At 59.8% G+C, this 17,381-nt stretch carries 11 protein-coding genes, 2 tRNA genes and 3 rRNA genes; 10 read left to right on the forward strand and 6 right to left on the reverse strand.

Annotated elements, in window-relative coordinates:
* The 6 genes from BLW22_RS07550 to mrdA form a co-directional block, all read left to right on the forward strand.
* A 16S ribosomal RNA gene (locus BLW22_RS07550) occupies nucleotides 1–304 on the forward strand; the annotation flags it as partial.
* An 82-nt stretch (nucleotides 305–386) separates the two neighbouring features.
* Nucleotides 387–463 (forward strand) — tRNA-Ile (locus tag BLW22_RS07555).
* 30 nt (nucleotides 464–493) lie between these two features.
* Nucleotides 494–569 (forward strand) — tRNA-Ala (locus BLW22_RS07560).
* 248 nt (nucleotides 570–817) lie between these two features.
* A 23S ribosomal RNA gene (locus BLW22_RS07565) occupies nucleotides 818–3,709 on the forward strand.
* Nucleotides 3,710–3,861: 152 nt separating this feature from the next.
* A 5S ribosomal RNA gene (gene rrf, locus BLW22_RS07570) occupies nucleotides 3,862–3,977 on the forward strand.
* Between the two features lie 270 nt (nucleotides 3,978–4,247).
* The gene (mrdA, locus tag BLW22_RS07575; RefSeq protein ID WP_065926889.1) at nucleotides 4,248–6,140 is read left to right on the forward strand and encodes a penicillin-binding protein 2; all 1,893 of its coding nucleotides are present in this window, start codon (nucleotides 4,248–4,250) and stop codon (nucleotides 6,138–6,140) included.
* 1 nt (nucleotide 6,141) lies between these two features.
* Here mrdA and BLW22_RS07580 read toward each other — a convergent pair whose 3' ends face one another.
* On the reverse strand, nucleotides 6,142–6,543 hold the full coding sequence (locus BLW22_RS07580) for a GFA family protein (protein WP_065926890.1): 402 nt from the start codon (nucleotides 6,541–6,543) through the stop codon (nucleotides 6,142–6,144).
* 99 nt (nucleotides 6,544–6,642) lie between these two features.
* Between BLW22_RS07580 and BLW22_RS07585 the strand changes: the two genes are divergently transcribed.
* The 4 genes from BLW22_RS07585 (at nucleotide 6,643) to BLW22_RS07600 (ending at nucleotide 11,010) form a co-directional block, all read left to right on the forward strand.
* Complete coding sequence (locus BLW22_RS07585) at nucleotides 6,643–7,110, forward strand: SRPBCC family protein (protein ID WP_065926891.1); 468 nt, start codon at nucleotides 6,643–6,645, stop codon at nucleotides 7,108–7,110.
* A 138-nt stretch (nucleotides 7,111–7,248) separates the two neighbouring features.
* Nucleotides 7,249–9,606, forward strand: coding sequence for a DNA polymerase II (locus BLW22_RS07590; protein ID WP_074845223.1), 2,358 nt, complete (start codon nucleotides 7,249–7,251; stop codon nucleotides 9,604–9,606).
* A gap of 31 nt (nucleotides 9,607–9,637) precedes the next feature.
* Complete coding sequence (locus BLW22_RS07595; RefSeq protein ID WP_065926893.1) at nucleotides 9,638–10,270, forward strand: glutathione S-transferase family protein; 633 nt, start codon at nucleotides 9,638–9,640, stop codon at nucleotides 10,268–10,270.
* Between the two features lie 164 nt (nucleotides 10,271–10,434).
* Nucleotides 10,435–11,010, forward strand: coding sequence for a DUF4174 domain-containing protein (locus tag BLW22_RS07600; RefSeq protein ID WP_065926894.1), 576 nt, complete (start codon nucleotides 10,435–10,437; stop codon nucleotides 11,008–11,010).
* A 36-nt stretch (nucleotides 11,011–11,046) separates the two neighbouring features.
* Here the strand turns inward: BLW22_RS07600 and BLW22_RS07605 are convergent, their stop codons facing one another.
* The 5 genes from BLW22_RS07605 to BLW22_RS07625 all read right to left on the reverse strand — a co-directional run bounded on the left by BLW22_RS07605 (nucleotide 11,047) and on the right by BLW22_RS07625 (nucleotide 17,373).
* Nucleotides 11,047–12,081, reverse strand: coding sequence for an acyltransferase family protein (locus tag BLW22_RS07605; protein WP_074845226.1), 1,035 nt, complete (start codon nucleotides 12,079–12,081; stop codon nucleotides 11,047–11,049).
* Nucleotides 12,082–12,222: 141 nt separating this feature from the next.
* Entirely contained in the window at nucleotides 12,223–13,632 is a 1,410-nt protein-coding gene (locus BLW22_RS07610; protein ID WP_065947046.1) for a lipid II flippase MurJ, read from the reverse strand.
* Nucleotides 13,632–15,059 carry an O-antigen ligase family protein gene (locus BLW22_RS07615; protein ID WP_074845229.1) on the reverse strand — a complete coding sequence of 476 codons (1,428 nt, stop codon included), beginning with the start codon at nucleotides 15,057–15,059 and terminating at the stop codon, nucleotides 13,632–13,634. Before BLW22_RS07615 ends, BLW22_RS07610 begins: the two co-directional genes overlap by 1 nt.
* 2 nt (nucleotides 15,060–15,061) lie before the next feature.
* Nucleotides 15,062–16,165, reverse strand: coding sequence for a glycosyltransferase family 4 protein (locus BLW22_RS07620; RefSeq protein ID WP_074845232.1), 1,104 nt, complete (start codon nucleotides 16,163–16,165; stop codon nucleotides 15,062–15,064).
* Complete coding sequence (locus tag BLW22_RS07625; protein WP_074845235.1) at nucleotides 16,156–17,373, reverse strand: glycosyltransferase family 4 protein; 1,218 nt, start codon at nucleotides 17,371–17,373, stop codon at nucleotides 16,156–16,158. The genes BLW22_RS07620 and BLW22_RS07625 overlap by 10 nt, the downstream gene beginning before the upstream one ends.
* Nucleotides 17,374–17,381: the final 8 nt, after the last annotated feature.

Here is a 17,381-nt window from a genome sequence, read left to right on the forward strand (position 1 = left end):
AATGGTCGGTACAGAGGGTTGCCAAGCCGCGAGGTGGAGCTAATCCCAGAAAACCGATCGTAGTCCGGATCGCAGTCTGCAACTCGACTGCGTGAAGTCGGAATCGCTAGTAATCGCGAATCAGAATGTCGCGGTGAATACGTTCCCGGCCTTGTACACACCGCCCGTCACACCATGGGAGTGGGTTGCACCAGAAGTAGCTAGTCTAACCTTCGGGAGGACGGTTACCACGGTGTGATTCATGACTGGGGTGAAGTCGTAACAAGGTAGCCGTAGGGGAACCTGCGGCTGGATCACCTCCTTAATCGACGACATCAGCTGCTCATAAGTTCCCACACGAATTGCTTGATTCATTGAAGAAGACGATAAAGAAGCAGCCCGAAATTGGGTCTGTAGCTCAGTTGGTTAGAGCGCACCCCTGATAAGGGTGAGGTCGGCAGTTCGAATCTGCCCAGACCCACCAATTTTGTGTGGGAAACGCCTGTAGAAATACGGGGCCATAGCTCAGCTGGGAGAGCGCCTGCCTTGCACGCAGGAGGTCAACGGTTCGATCCCGTTTGGCTCCACCACTACTGCTTCTACGTTATGAAAGCTTAGAAATGAGCATTCCATCAGTATGATGGTGAATGTTGATTTCTAGTCTTGATTAGATCGTTCTTTAAAAATTTGGGTATGTGATAGAAAGATAGACTGAACGTTACTTTCACTGGTAACGGCTCAGGCTAAGGTAAAATTTGTGAGTGGCTCTTAATTGAGTATGATCGAATTTTCGGCGAATGTCGTCTTCATAGTATAACCAGATTGCTTGGGGTTATATGGTCAAGTGAAGAAGCGCATACGGTGGATGCCTTGGCAGTCAGAGGCGATGAAAGACGTGGTAGCCTGCGAAAAGCTTCGGGGAGTCGGCAAACAGACTTTGATCCGGAGATGTCTGAATGGGGGAACCCAGCCATCATAAGATGGTTATCTTACGCTGAATACATAGGCGTAAGAGGCGAACCAGGGGAACTGAAACATCTAAGTACCCTGAGGAAAAGAAATCAACCGAGATTCCCTTAGTAGTGGCGAGCGAACGGGGACTAGCCCTTAAGTGGCTTTGAGATTAGCGGAACGCTCTGGAAAGTGCGGCCATAGTGGGTGATAGCCCTGTACGCGAAAATCTCTTAGTCATGAAATCGAGTAGGACGGAGCACGAGAAACTTTGTCTGAATATGGGGGGACCATCCTCCAAGGCTAAATACTACTGACTGACCGATAGTGAACTAGTACCGTGAGGGAAAGGCGAAAAGAACCCCGGAGAGGGGAGTGAAATAGATCCTGAAACCGTATGCGTACAAGCAGTGGGAGCCCACTTTGTTGGGTGACTGCGTACCTTTTGTATAATGGGTCAGCGACTTATTTTCAGTGGCGAGCTTAACCGAATAGGGGAGGCGTAGCGAAAGCGAGTCTTAATAGGGCGTCTAGTCGCTGGGAATAGACCCGAAACCGGGCGATCTATCCATGGGCAGGTTGAAGGTTGGGTAACACTAACTGGAGGACCGAACCGACTACCGTTGAAAAGTTAGCGGATGACCTGTGGATCGGAGTGAAAGGCTAATCAAGCTCGGAGATAGCTGGTTCTCCTCGAAAGCTATTTAGGTAGCGCCTCATGTATCACTGTAGGGGGTAGAGCACTGTTTCGGCTAGGGGGTCATCCCGACTTACCAAACCGATGCAAACTCCGAATACCTACAAGTGCCGAGCATGGGAGACACACGGCGGGTGCTAACGTCCGTCGTGAAAAGGGAAACAACCCAGACCGTCAGCTAAGGTCCCAAAGTTATGGTTAAGTGGGAAACGATGTGGGAAGGCTTAGACAGCTAGGAGGTTGGCTTAGAAGCAGCCACCCTTTAAAGAAAGCGTAATAGCTCACTAGTCGAGTCGGCCTGCGCGGAAGATGTAACGGGGCTCAAACCATACACCGAAGCTACGGGTATCACGTAAGTGATGCGGTAGAGGAGCGTTCTGTAAGCCTGTGAAGGTGAGTTGAGAAGCTTGCTGGAGGTATCAGAAGTGCGAATGCTGACATGAGTAACGATAATGGGTGTGAAAAACACCCACGCCGAAAGACCAAGGTTTCCTGCGCAACGTTAATCGACGCAGGGTTAGTCGGTCCCTAAGGCGAGGCTGAAAAGCGTAGTCGATGGAAAACAGGTTAATATTCCTGTACTTCTGGTTATTGCGATGGAGGGACGGAGAAGGCTAGGCCAGCTTGGCGTTGGTTGTCCAAGTTTAAGGTGGTAGGCTGGAATCTTAGGTAAATCCGGGATTCTAAGGCCGAGAGCTGATGACGAGTTAACTTTTAGTTAACGAAGTGGTTGATGCCATGCTTCCAAGAAAAGCTTCTAAGCTTCAGGTAACCAGGAACCGTACCCCAAACCGACACAGGTGGTTGGGTAGAGAATACCAAGGCGCTTGAGAGAACTCGGGTGAAGGAACTAGGCAAAATGGCACCGTAACTTCGGGAGAAGGTGCGCCGGTGAGGGTGAAGGACTTGCTCCGTAAGCTCATGCCGGTCGAAGATACCAGGCCGCTGCGACTGTTTATTAAAAACACAGCACTCTGCAAACACGAAAGTGGACGTATAGGGTGTGACGCCTGCCCGGTGCCGGAAGGTTAATTGATGGGGTTAGCTAACGCGAAGCTCTTGATCGAAGCCCCGGTAAACGGCGGCCGTAACTATAACGGTCCTAAGGTAGCGAAATTCCTTGTCGGGTAAGTTCCGACCTGCACGAATGGCGTAACGATGGCGGCGCTGTCTCCACCCGAGACTCAGTGAAATTGAAATCGCTGTGAAGATGCAGTGTATCCGCGGCTAGACGGAAAGACCCCGTGAACCTTTACTATAGCTTTGCACTGGACTTTGAATTTGCTTGTGTAGGATAGGTGGGAGGCTTTGAAGCGTGGACGCCAGTCTGCGTGGAGCCAACCTTGAAATACCACCCTGGCAACTTTGAGGTTCTAACTCAGGTCCGTTATCCGGATCGAGGACAGTGTATGGTGGGTAGTTTGACTGGGGCGGTCTCCTCCTAAAGAGTAACGGAGGAGTACGAAGGTGCGCTCAGACCGGTCGGAAATCGGTCGTAGAGTATAAAGGCAAAAGCGCGCTTGACTGCGAGACAGACACGTCGAGCAGGTACGAAAGTAGGTCTTAGTGATCCGGTGGTTCTGTATGGAAGGGCCATCGCTCAACGGATAAAAGGTACTCCGGGGATAACAGGCTGATACCGCCCAAGAGTTCATATCGACGGCGGTGTTTGGCACCTCGATGTCGGCTCATCACATCCTGGGGCTGAAGCCGGTCCCAAGGGTATGGCTGTTCGCCATTTAAAGTGGTACGCGAGCTGGGTTTAGAACGTCGTGAGACAGTTCGGTCCCTATCTGCCGTGGACGTTTGAGATTTGAGAGGGGCTGCTCCTAGTACGAGAGGACCGGAGTGGACGAACCTCTGGTGTTCCGGTTGTCACGCCAGTGGCATTGCCGGGTAGCTATGTTCGGAATAGATAACCGCTGAAAGCATCTAAGCGGGAAACTAGCCTCAAGATGAGATCTCACTGGGACCTTGAGTCCCCTGAAGGGCCGTCGAAGACTACGACGTTGATAGGTTGGGTGTGTAAGCGCTGTGAGGCGTTGAGCTAACCAATACTAATTGCCCGTGAGGCTTGACCATATAACACCCAAGCAATTTGCGTCGAAAGGCCAGATTGCGGTGTGTGAAGACGCAATGAACCGAAAGTTCGAGATCTTACAAAACACCGACAGCTGTCACATACCCAATTTGCTGAAGCGAGGCCAGCCGGCCACGACTCAGTACCCGAATTTCTTGACGACCATAGAGCATTGGAACCACCTGATCCCATCCCGAACTCAGCAGTGAAACGATGCATCGCCGATGGTAGTGTGGGGTTTCCCCATGTGAGAGTAGGTCATCGTCAAGATTAAATTCCGAAACCCCATTTGCGAAAGCAGGTGGGGTTTTGTTTTGGGCGCTCGAAAAGTGGGTACGCCTAGGCGGATGAGCTGTTGAGTATCTTCAAGGGCAGCTGCCGTATCACCGTACCCGTCGAGAGGGAACTCACTTCAGAGTGCCGTTGGGGAATTCAATGCAAAGTGTTTCTGCATTTTTGGTATGGTGCAGCACATTTCCCAAGGACTGATCTTTCATCGCAGGATGCGGCGTCGACCTTCTTCAACGAGATGCTGTAGAAATGCCTGAACCGATACCGATTAAAGATCACGAAAAAGAAAACCGCCTGGTCAACAAGCGCCTGCTCGCTTGTGCGTTGTTGGTGATAGGCATTACGTGTGCCCTGGTGGGGCGTATGTATTTCCTTCAAGTCGTACAGTTCGACTACCACTCCACGATTTCTGAAAACAACCGCGTCCACGTGCTGCCCATCACTCCGACGCGCGGCCTTATCTATGACCGTAATGGCGTGGTGCTGGCCGATAACCGACCCAGCTACAACCTGACCATCACCCGCGAGCGCACCACTGACCTCAAGGGCGAACTCGACGCCATCGTCAACTTGCTGCACCTGCCTGTCGAAGACCGTGCGTTGTTCGACAAGGCCCTGAAGCAGGCACGGCACCCCTTCGTCCCCGTGACGTTGTTTTACGAGTTGACCGAAGAGCAAGTCGCATTGCTGGCGGTGAATGAGTTCCGCCTGCCAGGAGTAGATGTAGAGCCGCAATTCGTCCGTCACTACCCGCTGGGTGCGCATTTTGCCCACTCCATCGGCTATGTGGGGCGGATCAATGAGAAAGAATCCAAAGCCCTCGACTCGGTGGAGTACCGTGGCACGCAGTCCATCGGCAAAACCGGTATCGAGCGTTTCTACGAATCCGAACTGCATGGTCATGTCGGCTACGAAGAGGTCGAGACCAATGCCCAAGGCCGCGTACTCCGTGTGCTCAAGCACACCGACCCGATTCCTGGCAAAAATATCGTCCTGAGCCTCGACGTGAAGCTCCAGGAAGCTGCGGAAGAAGCCCTGGGTGATCGCCGTGGCTCAGTGGTTGCCCTCGATCCGCAAACCGGCGAAGTACTGGCCATGGTCAGTAAGCCGAGTTTTGATCCGAACCTGTTCGTCACCGGCATCAGTTTCAAGGAATATGCCGCCCTGCACGACTCCATTGACCGGCCGCTCTTCAACCGTGTCCTCCGGGGGCTCTATGCGCCGGGCTCGACCATCAAGCCGGAAGTGGCCATCGCTGGCCTCGACAGCGGTGTCGTCACCCCACAGACCCGTGTATTCGACCCCGGTTACTACCAGCTCCCCGACTTTGACCACAAATACCGCAATTGGAACCACAGCGGCGACGGCTGGGTAGACATGGACGCTGCCATCATGCGTTCCAACGACACTTACTTTTACGACCTTGCTCACAAACTCGGCATCGACCGTCTGCACGACTACCTGGCGGAGTTTGGCCTGGGCCAGAAAGTCTCCCTGGACATGTTCGAAGAGTCCGCTGGCTTGATGCCATCCCAGGCTTGGAAGCGCGCCACGCGGCGCCAACCCTGGTTCCCGGGCGAAACCGTGATCCTCGGCATTGGCCAGGGGTATATGCAAGTCACTCCGCTGCAATTGGCCCAGGCCACGGCGTTGATCGCCAACAAGGGTGTGTGGAATCGCCCGCACCTGGCCAAGACGATCAATGGTGAGCCGCCGGTGGACCAGAATCCAATGCCCAACGTCGTCCTCAAGGATCCGCGTGATTGGGAGCAGGTCAATCACGGTATGCAGTTGGTGATGCATGACCCGCGAGGTATCGCCCGGGCCGCCGCACAAGGGGCGCAATACCGCATTGCCGGCAAGAGCGGTACTGCGCAAGTGGTTGCGATCAAGCAAGGTGAGCGTTACAACCGCGAAAAAACCCTGGAGCGCCATCGCGACAACGCGTTGTTCGTTGGCTTCGCTCCGGCCGAACATCCGAAGATCGTGATTTCGGTGATGATCGAAAACGGTGAGGCCGGTGGTCGCGTCGCGGGTCCGGTGGTGCGGCAAATCATGGATGCCTGGCTACTCGACCAGGACGGTCACCTGAAGCCGCAATATGCGACGCCGGCAAAAGCGCCAGGTGACCCCCACGTCTAAATCATGCCTTCCACTCGTCCCATTGCTCTATGCCTTCATGGTCAAGCCAGGGCACATCATGGGCCATCCAGATGTGCGAGGTGGGCCTGACGCCCGGATCATCGTCCAGCGTCGCCACCCGCACGATCACATGGGGCTGATGCCCACGTTCTGCTATCAGATGTGAGCCACAGCGCGAGCAGAAATGCCTGAGCTTGCCCGGCGAAGATTCAAAGGACGCCAACAGTTCCTCCCCCAGCGTCCAGCGAAAATGTTCGCGCATTACTCCTGCGGTGGCGACAAACGGTGCCGCATGTATTTTGCGGCAGCTTGCGCAGTGGCAGTGGCTGATAGGCATGTCCAACTGGTCCACCTGATAGCGGACACCTTTGCAGAAGCAACTTCCATTCAATGGGTCAGTCATAAACGTATTGCCGGTTCAAGGACGGGGTCATCATGATTGCTTACAACCTGAGGTTGCGCATTATTTGGTGTCGCCTACTGTCAATGGAGGAGGTGACTTATGCACGTATTAGATCGCATTGAGCGAAAAGTTCTGCTGAACGCTTCACGTAAACAGGTCTGGGAAGCGCTCACCAATGCCGAGCAATTCGGCGATTGGTTTGGCATCGCCCTCAAGGGCAAAGCCTTTGTGGCAGGGGAAACCATAGAGGCGCCGATTACCTACCCAGGTTACGAACACGTGATCTGGAAAGCCAAAATCGAACGCATCCTGCCGCAAACGTTGTTCTCTTTCTGGTGGCACCCCTTCGCGGTAGAAAAGGGCGTCGACTACGACAAGGAAACCCCGACACTGGTTGAATTCACCATTGAGGATCGGGCGCCGGGCATTTTGCTGCGGGTGGTTGAATCCGGTTTCGACGCGGTGCCGGAGGCTCGTCGGCAAAAAGCCTTCAAGATGAATTCCCGTGGCTGGGACGAGCAGATGGGCAATATCGAAAACTATTTGAGCAAAACACGTCGGGCGTGAGCTGGAGAAATGGCACCATTGCGGTGCCCGCTTTCGCCGCCTTTAGAAGTCCACCGCTTGCGTGCGCGTTTACCTGCCGCGTTTGCGCAGATGCCGCGTAGAATCAACGCCTGAAAGCTATTCCTGAGGTGCGGTACGGTGGATTTACAGCAGGGTTTTGTCCTGACCCGGCATTGGCGCGATACCCCGGCGGGCACGGAGGTCAGTTTCTGGCTGGCCACAGACCAGGGGCCACGGTTTATCCGCCTACCCGTGCAGACCTCGGTGATGTTCATTCCCGAGGCCCATCGCAAGCCGCTGGATTGGTTGCTCAAAGGCGAACGCGATATCGAATTGCGCCCGCTGCAACTCTGCGATTTCCATCACCGCCCGGTCCTGGGCCTCTACACGCGCCAGCATCGCCAGTTGATGGACATGGAAAAACGCCTGCGCGCCGCCGGTGTCGATGTCTACGAAGCCGATGTGCGCCCGCCGGAACGCTACATGATGGAGCGTTTCATCACCGCTCCGGTCTGGTTCGGTGGGACACCGGATGCCAGTGGTGCCCTGTGCGATGCGCAGATGAAGCCCGCGCCCGACTACCGCCCGCCGCTCAAGCTGGTGTCCCTGGACATCGAGACCACCGCCCAGGGCGACCTCTATTCCATCGCCCTCGAAGGCTGCGGCGAACGCCAGGTGTACATGCTCGGCCCGCCGAACAAGACTGACGCGGTGGATTTCAAGCTCGACTACTGCGACACCCGCGCCCAACTGCTCGAATGCCTCAACCAATGGCTCGCCACCCATGACCCCGATGCAATCATCGGCTGGAATGTGGTGCAGTTCGACCTGCGCGTACTCCACGAACATGCCCAGCGCCTCAACGTACCGTTGATGCTCGGTCGCGGCGATGAGCCCATGGCCTGGCGCGAACACGGCAGCCGCAACCATTACTTCGCCGCAGCGGCGGGGCGTCTGATCATCGACGGTATCGAGGCCCTGCGTTCGGCCACCTGGAGCTTCGAATCCTTCAGCCTGGAAAACGTCGCGCAAACCCTGCTCGGCGAGGGCAAGGACATCTCCACACCGTATCAACGCATGGACGAAATCAACCGCATGTTCGCCGAGGACAAGCCCGCCCTGGCGCGTTACAACCTCAAGGACTGCGAGCTGGTCACGCGGATTTTCGAGAAGACCGAACTGCTCAAGTTCCTGCTCGAACGCGCCAGCGTCACCGGGTTGCCGGCCGACCGCAACGGCGGCTCGGTGGCGGCGTTTACCCACCTGTACATGCCGCTGATGCACCGCCAGGGCTTCGTCGCGCCGAACCTGGGCGACAAACCACCCCAGGCCAGCCCCGGCGGGTTTGTCATGGATTCGCGTCCTGGCCTCTACGAATCGGTGCTGGTGCTCGATTACAAAAGCCTTTACCCGTCGATCATCCGCAGCTTCCTGATCGACCCGGTGGGCCTGATCGAAGGCCTCAAGCACCCCGACGACAGCGACTCCGTCGAAGGCTTTCGCGGTGCACGCTTTTCTCGCACCCGGCACTGCCTGCCGGCCATCGTTGCGCGTGTCTCCGAAGGTCGCGAAGAGGCCAAGCGTGAGCACAACGCGCCGCTGTCCCAGGCGCTGAAAATCATCATGAATGCGTTCTACGGCGTACTCGGTTCCAGCGGTTGCCGCTTTTTCGATACACGACTGGCTTCGTCGATCACGATGCGCGGCCACCAGATCATGCGCCAGACCCGCGAACTGGTTGAAGCCCAGGGGTATGAGGTGATCTACGGCGACACCGACTCCACCTTCGTGTGGCTCGGCAGCGCGCATTCCCAGGACGACGCCAGCCGTATCGGCCAAGCGCTGGTCAAGCACGTCAACACCTGGTGGCGTGAGCACCTGCACAGCGCGTTCGGCCTGCAAAGTGCCCTGGAGCTGCAATACGAAACCCACTTCAGCCGCTTCCTGATGCCGACCATTCGCGGCGCGGAGGAGGGCAGCAAGAAGCGCTACGCCGGCCTGGTGGTACGTGCCGACGGCAGCGAAGAGATGATCTACAAAGGCCTGGAGACCGTACGCAGCGACTGGTCGCCCCTGGCCCGCCGGTTCCAGCAGGAACTCTACCAGCGCATCTTCCACCGCCAGCCCCATCAGGACTACATACGCGACTACGTGCGCCGCACCTTGAGCGGCGAGTTCGATGAACTGCTGATCTACCGCAAACGTCTGCGCCGTCAACTGGATGACTACGAGCGCAACGTGCCGCCCCATGTACGCGCGGCGCGCCTGGCCGATGAATACAACGACCGCCTGGGGCGCCCGCGCCAGTACCAGCGCGGCGGCTGGATCCGCTATGTGATCAGCGTCAACGGCCCCGAACCGCTGGAAGTACGCCAGGCGCCGATTGATTACGACCACTACGTCACCCGGCAATTGCAACCGGTCGCAGATGCCATCCTGCCGTTCGTGAGTGACGATTTCAGCACCCTGGTCGGCGGGCAAATGGGCTTGTTCTAAAATTCTTGATTCATCCAATGGAGGAAAGGCTATGTACACACTCTATGGCATCGACGAATCCGGCTCCTGCATGATTGAAATCGCCCTGCAACGGTGCGCGGTACCATGGCGACGGGTGGACGCCGCCTCCTGGGCCGACGGCGAGGGCAGTGATGAGCTTGCCCGTATCAACCCGCTCAAACAGGTGCCCACCCTGGTTATCCCCGATGGACAGGTGCTGACGGAAAGTGCCGCGATCCTGATCCACCTGGGCCTGGCGTTTCCCGATGCGCATCTGCTGGGCGGCGACCGTGACCAGATCATCCGCGGCCTGGTGTACATCGCGGCCAATTGCTATTCGGCGATTGGCATCATTGACTACCCGCAACGCTGGGTGGGCAATGCCGATGAAGCGGTGCAGGCGCAATTGGTCGCGGGCACGCGTCGCTATCTGCATCAGGCCTGGGTGGTGTTTGCCGAACAGTTTGCCGGCCAACTGTTCGCGTCCAACGGCGAACCGAATGCGCTGGGCATCATGGCGGCGGCGGTGTCGCGCTGGGATGAGGCGCGTGAGGCCTTGACTGCCCTGGCGCCAGGCTTTGCCCAGACCCTGGCGCAGGTGGATGCCGACCCGATCGTTGCGCCTGTCTTTGCCCGCCATTGGCCGGGCTGGAAGGTCTCGTAATGTTTGTGCAATCAAAGGAAACAATGCCGCATGTCGCCGCCAAGCCCTTGCGGAGCGGGCGTCCTGACCTACGCTTTCTGAACGCGGTGTAGGAATCATCCTTGAATTTGACTGTCGCAGACATGAAACTCAAGAACCCTGCATGGAATTCAAAGGAGGTGCGCATGCTCATCCGGTCGCTGACCCTGGCTACCTTGATGGCTTTTACGGGGCCGCTGTTGGCTGCTGATGATATCAACCCGCTCAAGCAGGACCTGGGCAAAGCCCGGCCACTGGTGGTGGTGGAGCTTGATTCCGGCAACGACACACTGGCGACCCTCAAGAAACAACTGGACGAGCCTGCCACCAAGCAGTCCTTTGAAGAGCGCAGCATGGTGTTCTACACCGTGAAGTTTGGCAGCATCGGTGCCGAAGGGGAGAAGTTCGCCAAGGACCCCAAGGACAACAAGAAGCTCACGCCGCCCGAGACCAATGCGCTGATCCGCGCCCTCAAACTGGGTGCCGGCAGCGGCACCAAAGTGATCCTGGTGGGCAAGGATGGCGAGAAGAAAGTCGAGAAGACCGTGCCACCGGATACCCTCGATTTGAAAGAGTTTTTCAGCGCCATCGACCAGATGCCGATGGCCGAGAAAGAAACCGCCGCCGCCCCGGAACCCGAGCCCGTTGCACCGGCTCCGGCCAAGGGCGCCAAGCCGGCGAAACACGCCGGCAAGCCCGCCGCGCAACAACTGGATGACTGAACCCGATACCCGGTAGGAGCACGCTCGCTCCTACCGTTATCTGGCAGCCTTGCGCAGCGGAAATGGAAAGTAGAAAAACCGCAGGAATGCCACCCGCTTGATCACTTCCCCGATCAACAACGGCACCACTACCGCCACCACAAAACCGATGCAGGCCGCGACAAACGCGTGCAGCCCCAGACGCTCCATCAAATCGAATGTCTTGTGCTGGATCTCCCCATGGAAGATCAGCAGGATCAGGGTCGACTGGCCGATGTAGGTCATGACCCGGGTGATCAGGGCCGACGCCATCAGCACCCGCGCCAACGCCCAGCACAGGTACACCCCAATCACCGCCAGCAGGCTGGTCCACAGCCAGTGGTCGTAGCGACGCTGCGCCAGGTCCATGGTATCGCCCCGGTAGAGGAACACCGCCGCGAACAGCGCCACCGACACCAGCAGGGTCAGCATTGACCCCGCATGGGTACGCAGCCAGTCACGCAGCAGGTAGCCGTAGACGAAACACGCGCTGCTGATCAGGGTGATATCCAGGCTGAAGGGCAAGCCGGGCAGCACCCAGGTTTGCCCGCCGAGAGTCACCGGCAGTTGCCAGAACCACGGCAGCATCCAGATGCCGATCAGCAGCGGCACCAGCATCACTGCACAGCTCACCGCCAGCGGCAGGCGCTGAATCAGCCGCAGTACCGCCCAACTGAAGAGGATCGCCACCCAGAAGTGCGGCAAAAACCACAGCGCCTGCCAGGGGATGGTGTCCACCGAGGCGTACAGCACGCCGCCGATATCCGGCAGCAGCGGTTGGCCGCGCAGCACATCGCGCACGATCACATACACCAGCATGGTGAAGAAAAACGGCTTGAGCAGGCCGTCGGCCTTACGCACCGCCATCTCGACAAACGGCTGTTCAGGTTTGAAAAACACCCCCGACAGAAAGAAGAACAACGGCAGTACGAACGACGCCAGGATCGGGTACATCAAGTCCGGCGACGTGGCGACAAACCAACTGTGGGCGTACACGATCACCAGGATGCCGATGCCCTTGGCGATATCCATTTGAATCCAGCGATTTTTCACCTGAGTGCTCCCGATCTATAAACTCCACCGCCCCTGTAGGAGCTGGCTTGCCAGCGAAGAACGCAAGGGCACCACGTGCATCCAGAATGCCCGCGTTATCCTTGACGATTTTCGCTGGCAAGCCAGCTCCTACAATAAGCGTCATGCCTTGCGCCACGGCTTGAGCCACAGCCCCATGCCGAGCAGCACCACGGCGCCCGCCAGGGTGCTCAGCCCCAGTTGCAGCCACACGCCCTCAATACCAAACAGCATCAGCGCCGCCAGCCCCATCAGCAGTGCACTGAGCAGCCAGTGCCGGGCCCAGGGCAGGGCGTCGAGCAAGGCCTGGCGCTGCATCAGCAACAGTGCGGTGCAGAGCACGCCGGCCAGTGCGGCCAAGGGGATGCCGGCCAGGCCGAACACCCAGGGCAGCGCTCCCAGCAACAACACGTTGACCAGGCTGCCGAGCAACTCGCAGCGCAGCGGCTGGCGCGTATCGCCGGCGGCGTAGGCATAGCGCGCGAGCAAGGCGTTCCAGGCGCCGAACACCAACGGCACGGCAAACCAGGCCAGCAGCAGCGGCAACGGCGAATCCGCCGATTGCCTGGGCAGCAGCAGCGCCACCAGGCTCGGGGCTGCCGCCACCAGGCCGACACCGGCAGGCAGGGTCAGTACGCTGGCGGTTTCCAGGCCGCGCTTGAGCAGGGCCAGGCGCTCATCGCCCTGACGGCGGCTCATCATGCCCAGCAGTACCTGGTTGAGACTCATCAGCGCAATCAGCGGCAGGTTCATCAGCTTGCGCGCCAGGTTGACCCAGGTCACCGCGCCTTCGCCCAGCAGCGATGCCACCAGCCGCTCGATCAGCGCCAACCCCTGGCTGGCGCCATTGCTCAGCAACAGCGGTCCGATGCGCTGGCCCAGCTCCCGCAAGGGTGCGACGCTCAGTTGCCAGCGCCATGGCCGCCAGCCTTGGCGCCACACCGACGGCAACAGCGCCAGCGGCATCAACAGGCTGCCGGCCAGGCAGGCCAGGGCCAGCGCGTGCGGTTGGCTGGTAGTGCCCGCGAGGGCGAGGTACGTCACCGGCGGCAGGTTGAACAGCAACGAGCCCAGCCCCGCGAGGACAAAACGTTCGCTGGCCTGCAAGGGAATGCTGAACAGCCCATGCAACATCAAGCCCGGCACACACCAGGCGACGATCTGCAGGTTGCTGCTGGCCAAGACTGTGGCGGTGTCGGCCAACCCCGGGCCGAGCATTTGCACCAGCCACGGTGCCAACAGCGTCAGCAGCAGGCTGATGACCAGCGCGATCAGCAGCAACGCCGGGAACAGCACCGCCAGCCACTCCAGGCGTTCGCCATGCTTGCGTTGCAGGTACAACGGCAGCGCGGCGGCGCTCAGCACACCGCCGGCCAACGACATGCGCAGCGCTTCCGGCAAAAACAGCGCGATCAGGAAGGCATCGCTGCGCTCTCCGGCGCCCCAGGCCGCCACCAGCAGCCATTCACGGGCAAATCCCAGGCACAGGCCCACCAGGGTCGCCAATGTCAGCCAGGCGGCAGAGCCGAGCATCAGGGCCGTGCCCCATCACGCAGGTGTTTGCGGTAGGCCACGGTCTTCACTTGCGGCAGCCGCGCCGGAAACAACCGCCGCGCCTCCAGTACATTGATGCCCACCATCAGCCAGAACAACGCCACCATCACCACCGCAAAACTGAAGTAGTGGTCGAACAGGCCGCTGACCAGCGCCGACAGAATCCCGCCGGTGGTGCCCAGCCACAGGGCATTGTCCTTGGTCAGGCGGATCGGGCCTTTTTGCGGACGCGCCTCACGCCACCAGCGCACGGTCACCGCCACAAAGAACAGCATGCCGACGATGCCGGTCTTGTAGATGAAGTTCAGCCACAGGTTGGAGATCCCCAGCAGGTGGGTACCCGGTACCGGCGGGTCAACCTTGAAGCCGATCCCGAACGGATAGGACACCACCGCCTGCGGGAACATGCGGTACTCGTCGAACCGCACTTCGGTACTGGCGTTGTCCGACGAGAAAATCGTCGCCAGGCGTTCCTGTAACGGTGGGTAGGCCATTACCAGTGCCACGGTCAGCGCCGCGCCGATCATCAGCAGGCGCCCGGTGTAGGGCACGCGGCGCGTAGCCATCCACACCAGCACCAACGCCAGGCTGACCATCGCGCCGCGGCTGCTGGCCAACAGCAACGCGGCCGCGCCCAGGCAGGCGACGCCCAGGCCCAGCGCACGTTTCCAGCCCTGTTCGGTCACGCCGAAGCAGAAGGCCAGGGGCAGCAGCAATGCCATGATTCCGCCGATGGCATTCGGGTGCATCCACGGCGAACCCATGCGCGAAGACATGGCCTCCAGGCCGAATTTCAACATGTCGAAGTTGCCGTAGTTGAACAACGCCAGAATCGGCGCAATGCCCGCCCCGGAGCGCGTGCGCACGAACACCGCAATCGACAGCACCAGCATCGCCAGGCTGCCCAGCAACAGGGCGATGACCAAGGATTCACGCTGCTTGCGGTCCACCAGCAACCTGGCGCAGAGAAACACTGCCGACAGGCTCAGCAACCAGCGCAGCCAGTTGGCCACGCCGCTGCTGTCGGCGTGGACGGTGACTTGGCCGACGATGAACGGGAACACGCTGAACAGCATCAGCCACAGCAGCATCTGGTCGGTGGGGCGGCGGGTCAGGCTGGGCGTATCGGGCAGGCGGGCCAGGAAGTTGTGCCACAGCACCGCGCCCCAGGTCAGGGCCAGGATCGCTTCGCTGACGGTGCTGCGGATCCCCAGGTTGAGGGTCGAGTACGGCATGAACGTGGCGATCAGGGCAAACAGCAACAGGCCCCAGAACGGAAAGCGCAGGATGGTCACCGCCCCGGCCAGGCCGACTACGGCGAGAAACGCCTTGGCCGGCGACAGCAACAGGGCGAGAGCGCCAAACAGCAGGCCGAAGAGGATCGCGACGAGGCTTACCAGGTTCACTCTCACTGAAGTTCCTCGATCAGTTCGGCCAGGCGCTGGCGATAGGCATGATGGTTGAAACGTTGCGCCCACAGGCGCCGTTGCTCGGCGCAGTCTTCATCCGGCCGCGCGCCCAGGCTGAGCATCAATTGCACCAGCGCCGGGCCATCGATGGGCGAAAAGCGCGGGGCCGACGGCGGGGTGATTTCATCCAGCGAAGTGCCGCTCGCCACCGCCACCGGCGTACCGACGCTCAGGGCCTCGATCACCGGCAGGCCAAAGCCTTCGGCATAGGACGGCTGCCACAGGCGTGACGCCTGGCGGTAAAGCGCCTGCAACTCGGCGTCCGACACGCCGCTCAGCGCACGAATCCCCGGCAATGTGCGCTGGGCTTCGGGCAAGTGTTCCAAACTGCCCACCAGCACCAACTCCGGCACCGAAGGGGATTGGCGCCGCGCCTGCTGCCAGGCGTCCACCAAAAACGGCACGTTCTTGCGCAACTCACGGGTGCCCACCAGCAGCCAGTAGCGCTCGGGCAATTGATGCCGGCTCAGGTCCGCCACCAGCCCGGCAAAGCCATCGACCTGATTGGGCAGCACACGAATCTTGCCCACCGCCTTGGGAAACAGCCGTGCGGTTTCATCGGCGCTGTATTGCGACGGCGTCCACACGCGGTCGGCGCTGTGCACCGCGTAGGCAATCGACAGGCGATCGCTGGTCTTGTAGATCAGCGCCTTCAAGCGGTTGGCATGGTAGTTGTCCAGGGTGATCTGGAACAGGTCATGCAGCAGTACCACGGTGCGCAAGCCTTTCGGTTTGGGCGGCAAGGGCAGGCCCATGTTGAAGGTGCTGATGTACAGGTCGATACGCTCCTCGCGCAAGGCGCGGGGCAGAAAACCGGCCTCAAAGCGCAGACGATTCTGCGGCTGGTGCATGGCGGTCTTGGCACAGCCCCACGCCGGGCAGTGGGCCTGCAGGCGCGTTTCATCGACCAGTGGTGCCACGGTAAACCGTTCAAGCTCGATGCCCGGCAAGGTGTGCAGGGCGCTTTCCAGTGCGTACACCTGGCGGCTGATGCCCGATTGCGGCGAGGTGCCGACGGTGCGGTAATCCAGGCCTATACGCATACGGGCTCCCTCTGGCTCAGCGGCACGAGGGTGGCGTACACCTGCTCCAGTTGGCTGGCGGCGACGCTCCAGTCATGGGCGCGGCGTACGTAGGCGCGGCCGGCCTCACCCATCGGGGCGGCGGCTTCAGGGCATTGCAGCAGGCGCACCACGGCATCGGCCAGGTCGGCGGGACTTTGCCCACCGAGGTAGTCCAGGCCTTCCACCAGGTCCAACCCCGACACGCCTTGTTCGGTGCTGGCCAGCGGCAGGCCGGCGGCCAGGGCTTCGAGCACCTTGAGCTTGGAGCCGCCGCCGTGGCGCAACGGCGCCAGGAACACCGAACAGCTCGATTGCAGGTCGAGCAGGTTGGGCACGAAGCCTTGCCACTCGATACGCGGGTCTTTCCAACGCTCGCGCCAGTTGCCGGGCATGCCGAAGCCGCACACGCTCATGCGCGCATCCGCACAGCGCGCCCAGACTTTGGGCAGGATTTCATCCAGGGCCCATTCGATGGCGTCCACGTTCGGCGCGTATTCATAGTTGCCGAGGAACAGCACGCGGCGTGTCGACGGGTCGGGATGGGCGGCGGCGAAGTGATCGCAGTCCACGCCATTGACCACCACCGGTACGGGTTTGCCGGCGATTTTTTCCAGGACGTGCGCATCGTTTTGAGTGACCGCCACCACCTGCGCGGCCTGGCGCATCACCCGGCGTTCCCAGCGGGCATAGCGCCATTGATCGTAGCGAATGAACGGCAGCGACCAACGCGGCAAACGGTCGTAGGTGGCCGCGCCCAGGGCCGACTCCACATTGTGTTCGGTCAGCACAAAGGGCTGTGATTTACGCGCCAGCGCATCTTCGTAAGGCTGGAAACTGTAGCTGTGCTCGATCTGCACCACGTCCCACTGCTCACCCAGCAACCAGTTGAAGGTGTCCTGCAACTCGCCCGCCAGCCCATTCACGCTGGCCAGCAGCGGGTAGGGTGCAAACAGCCCCGCCACCAGGGTCTTGAGGCTGCGCAACGGGCGGCGCGGCAGGATGATCAACTGTTCGACAAACGCCTCCAGCACCTGGCGGTCGGCGAGGGATACCGGGTGCTTGTCATGCAGCAGCAAGGTGATCCGATGCCCGCGCGCGGCCAGGCTGCGCAGCAGGTGGAACTGGCGCGTCTTGCCGCCGCTGGTGGCGGGCCAGGGCGAGTAGGGCAGGATCCATAAAATGCGCATGGCGGGCC

Origin of the sequence: Pseudomonas marginalis, from assembly GCF_900105325.1 — a bacterium.
Taxonomy (GTDB): domain Bacteria; phylum Pseudomonadota; class Gammaproteobacteria; order Pseudomonadales; family Pseudomonadaceae; genus Aquipseudomonas; species Aquipseudomonas marginalis.

Coding starts and splice junctions, on each gene's coding strand:
- BLW22_RS07585 (WP_065926891.1), top strand. CDS start 6,643: ATGCACGTATTAGATCGCATTGAGCGAAAAGTTCTGCTGAACGCTTCA.
- BLW22_RS07595 (WP_065926893.1), top strand. CDS start 9,638: ATGTACACACTCTATGGCATCGACGAATCCGGCTCCTGCATGATTGAA.
- BLW22_RS07610 (WP_065947046.1), bottom strand. CDS start 13,632: ATGCTCGGCTCTGCCGCCTGGCTGACATTGGCGACCCTGGTGGGCCTG.
- mrdA (WP_065926889.1), top strand. CDS start 4,248: ATGCCTGAACCGATACCGATTAAAGATCACGAAAAAGAAAACCGCCTG.
- BLW22_RS07580 (WP_065926890.1), bottom strand. CDS start 6,543: ATGACTGACCCATTGAATGGAAGTTGCTTCTGCAAAGGTGTCCGCTAT.
- BLW22_RS07620 (WP_074845232.1), bottom strand. CDS start 16,165: ATGCGTATAGGCCTGGATTACCGCACCGTCGGCACCTCGCCGCAATCG.
- BLW22_RS07625 (WP_074845235.1), bottom strand. CDS start 17,373: ATGCGCATTTTATGGATCCTGCCCTACTCGCCCTGGCCCGCCACCAGC.
- BLW22_RS07600 (WP_065926894.1), top strand. CDS start 10,435: ATGCTCATCCGGTCGCTGACCCTGGCTACCTTGATGGCTTTTACGGGG.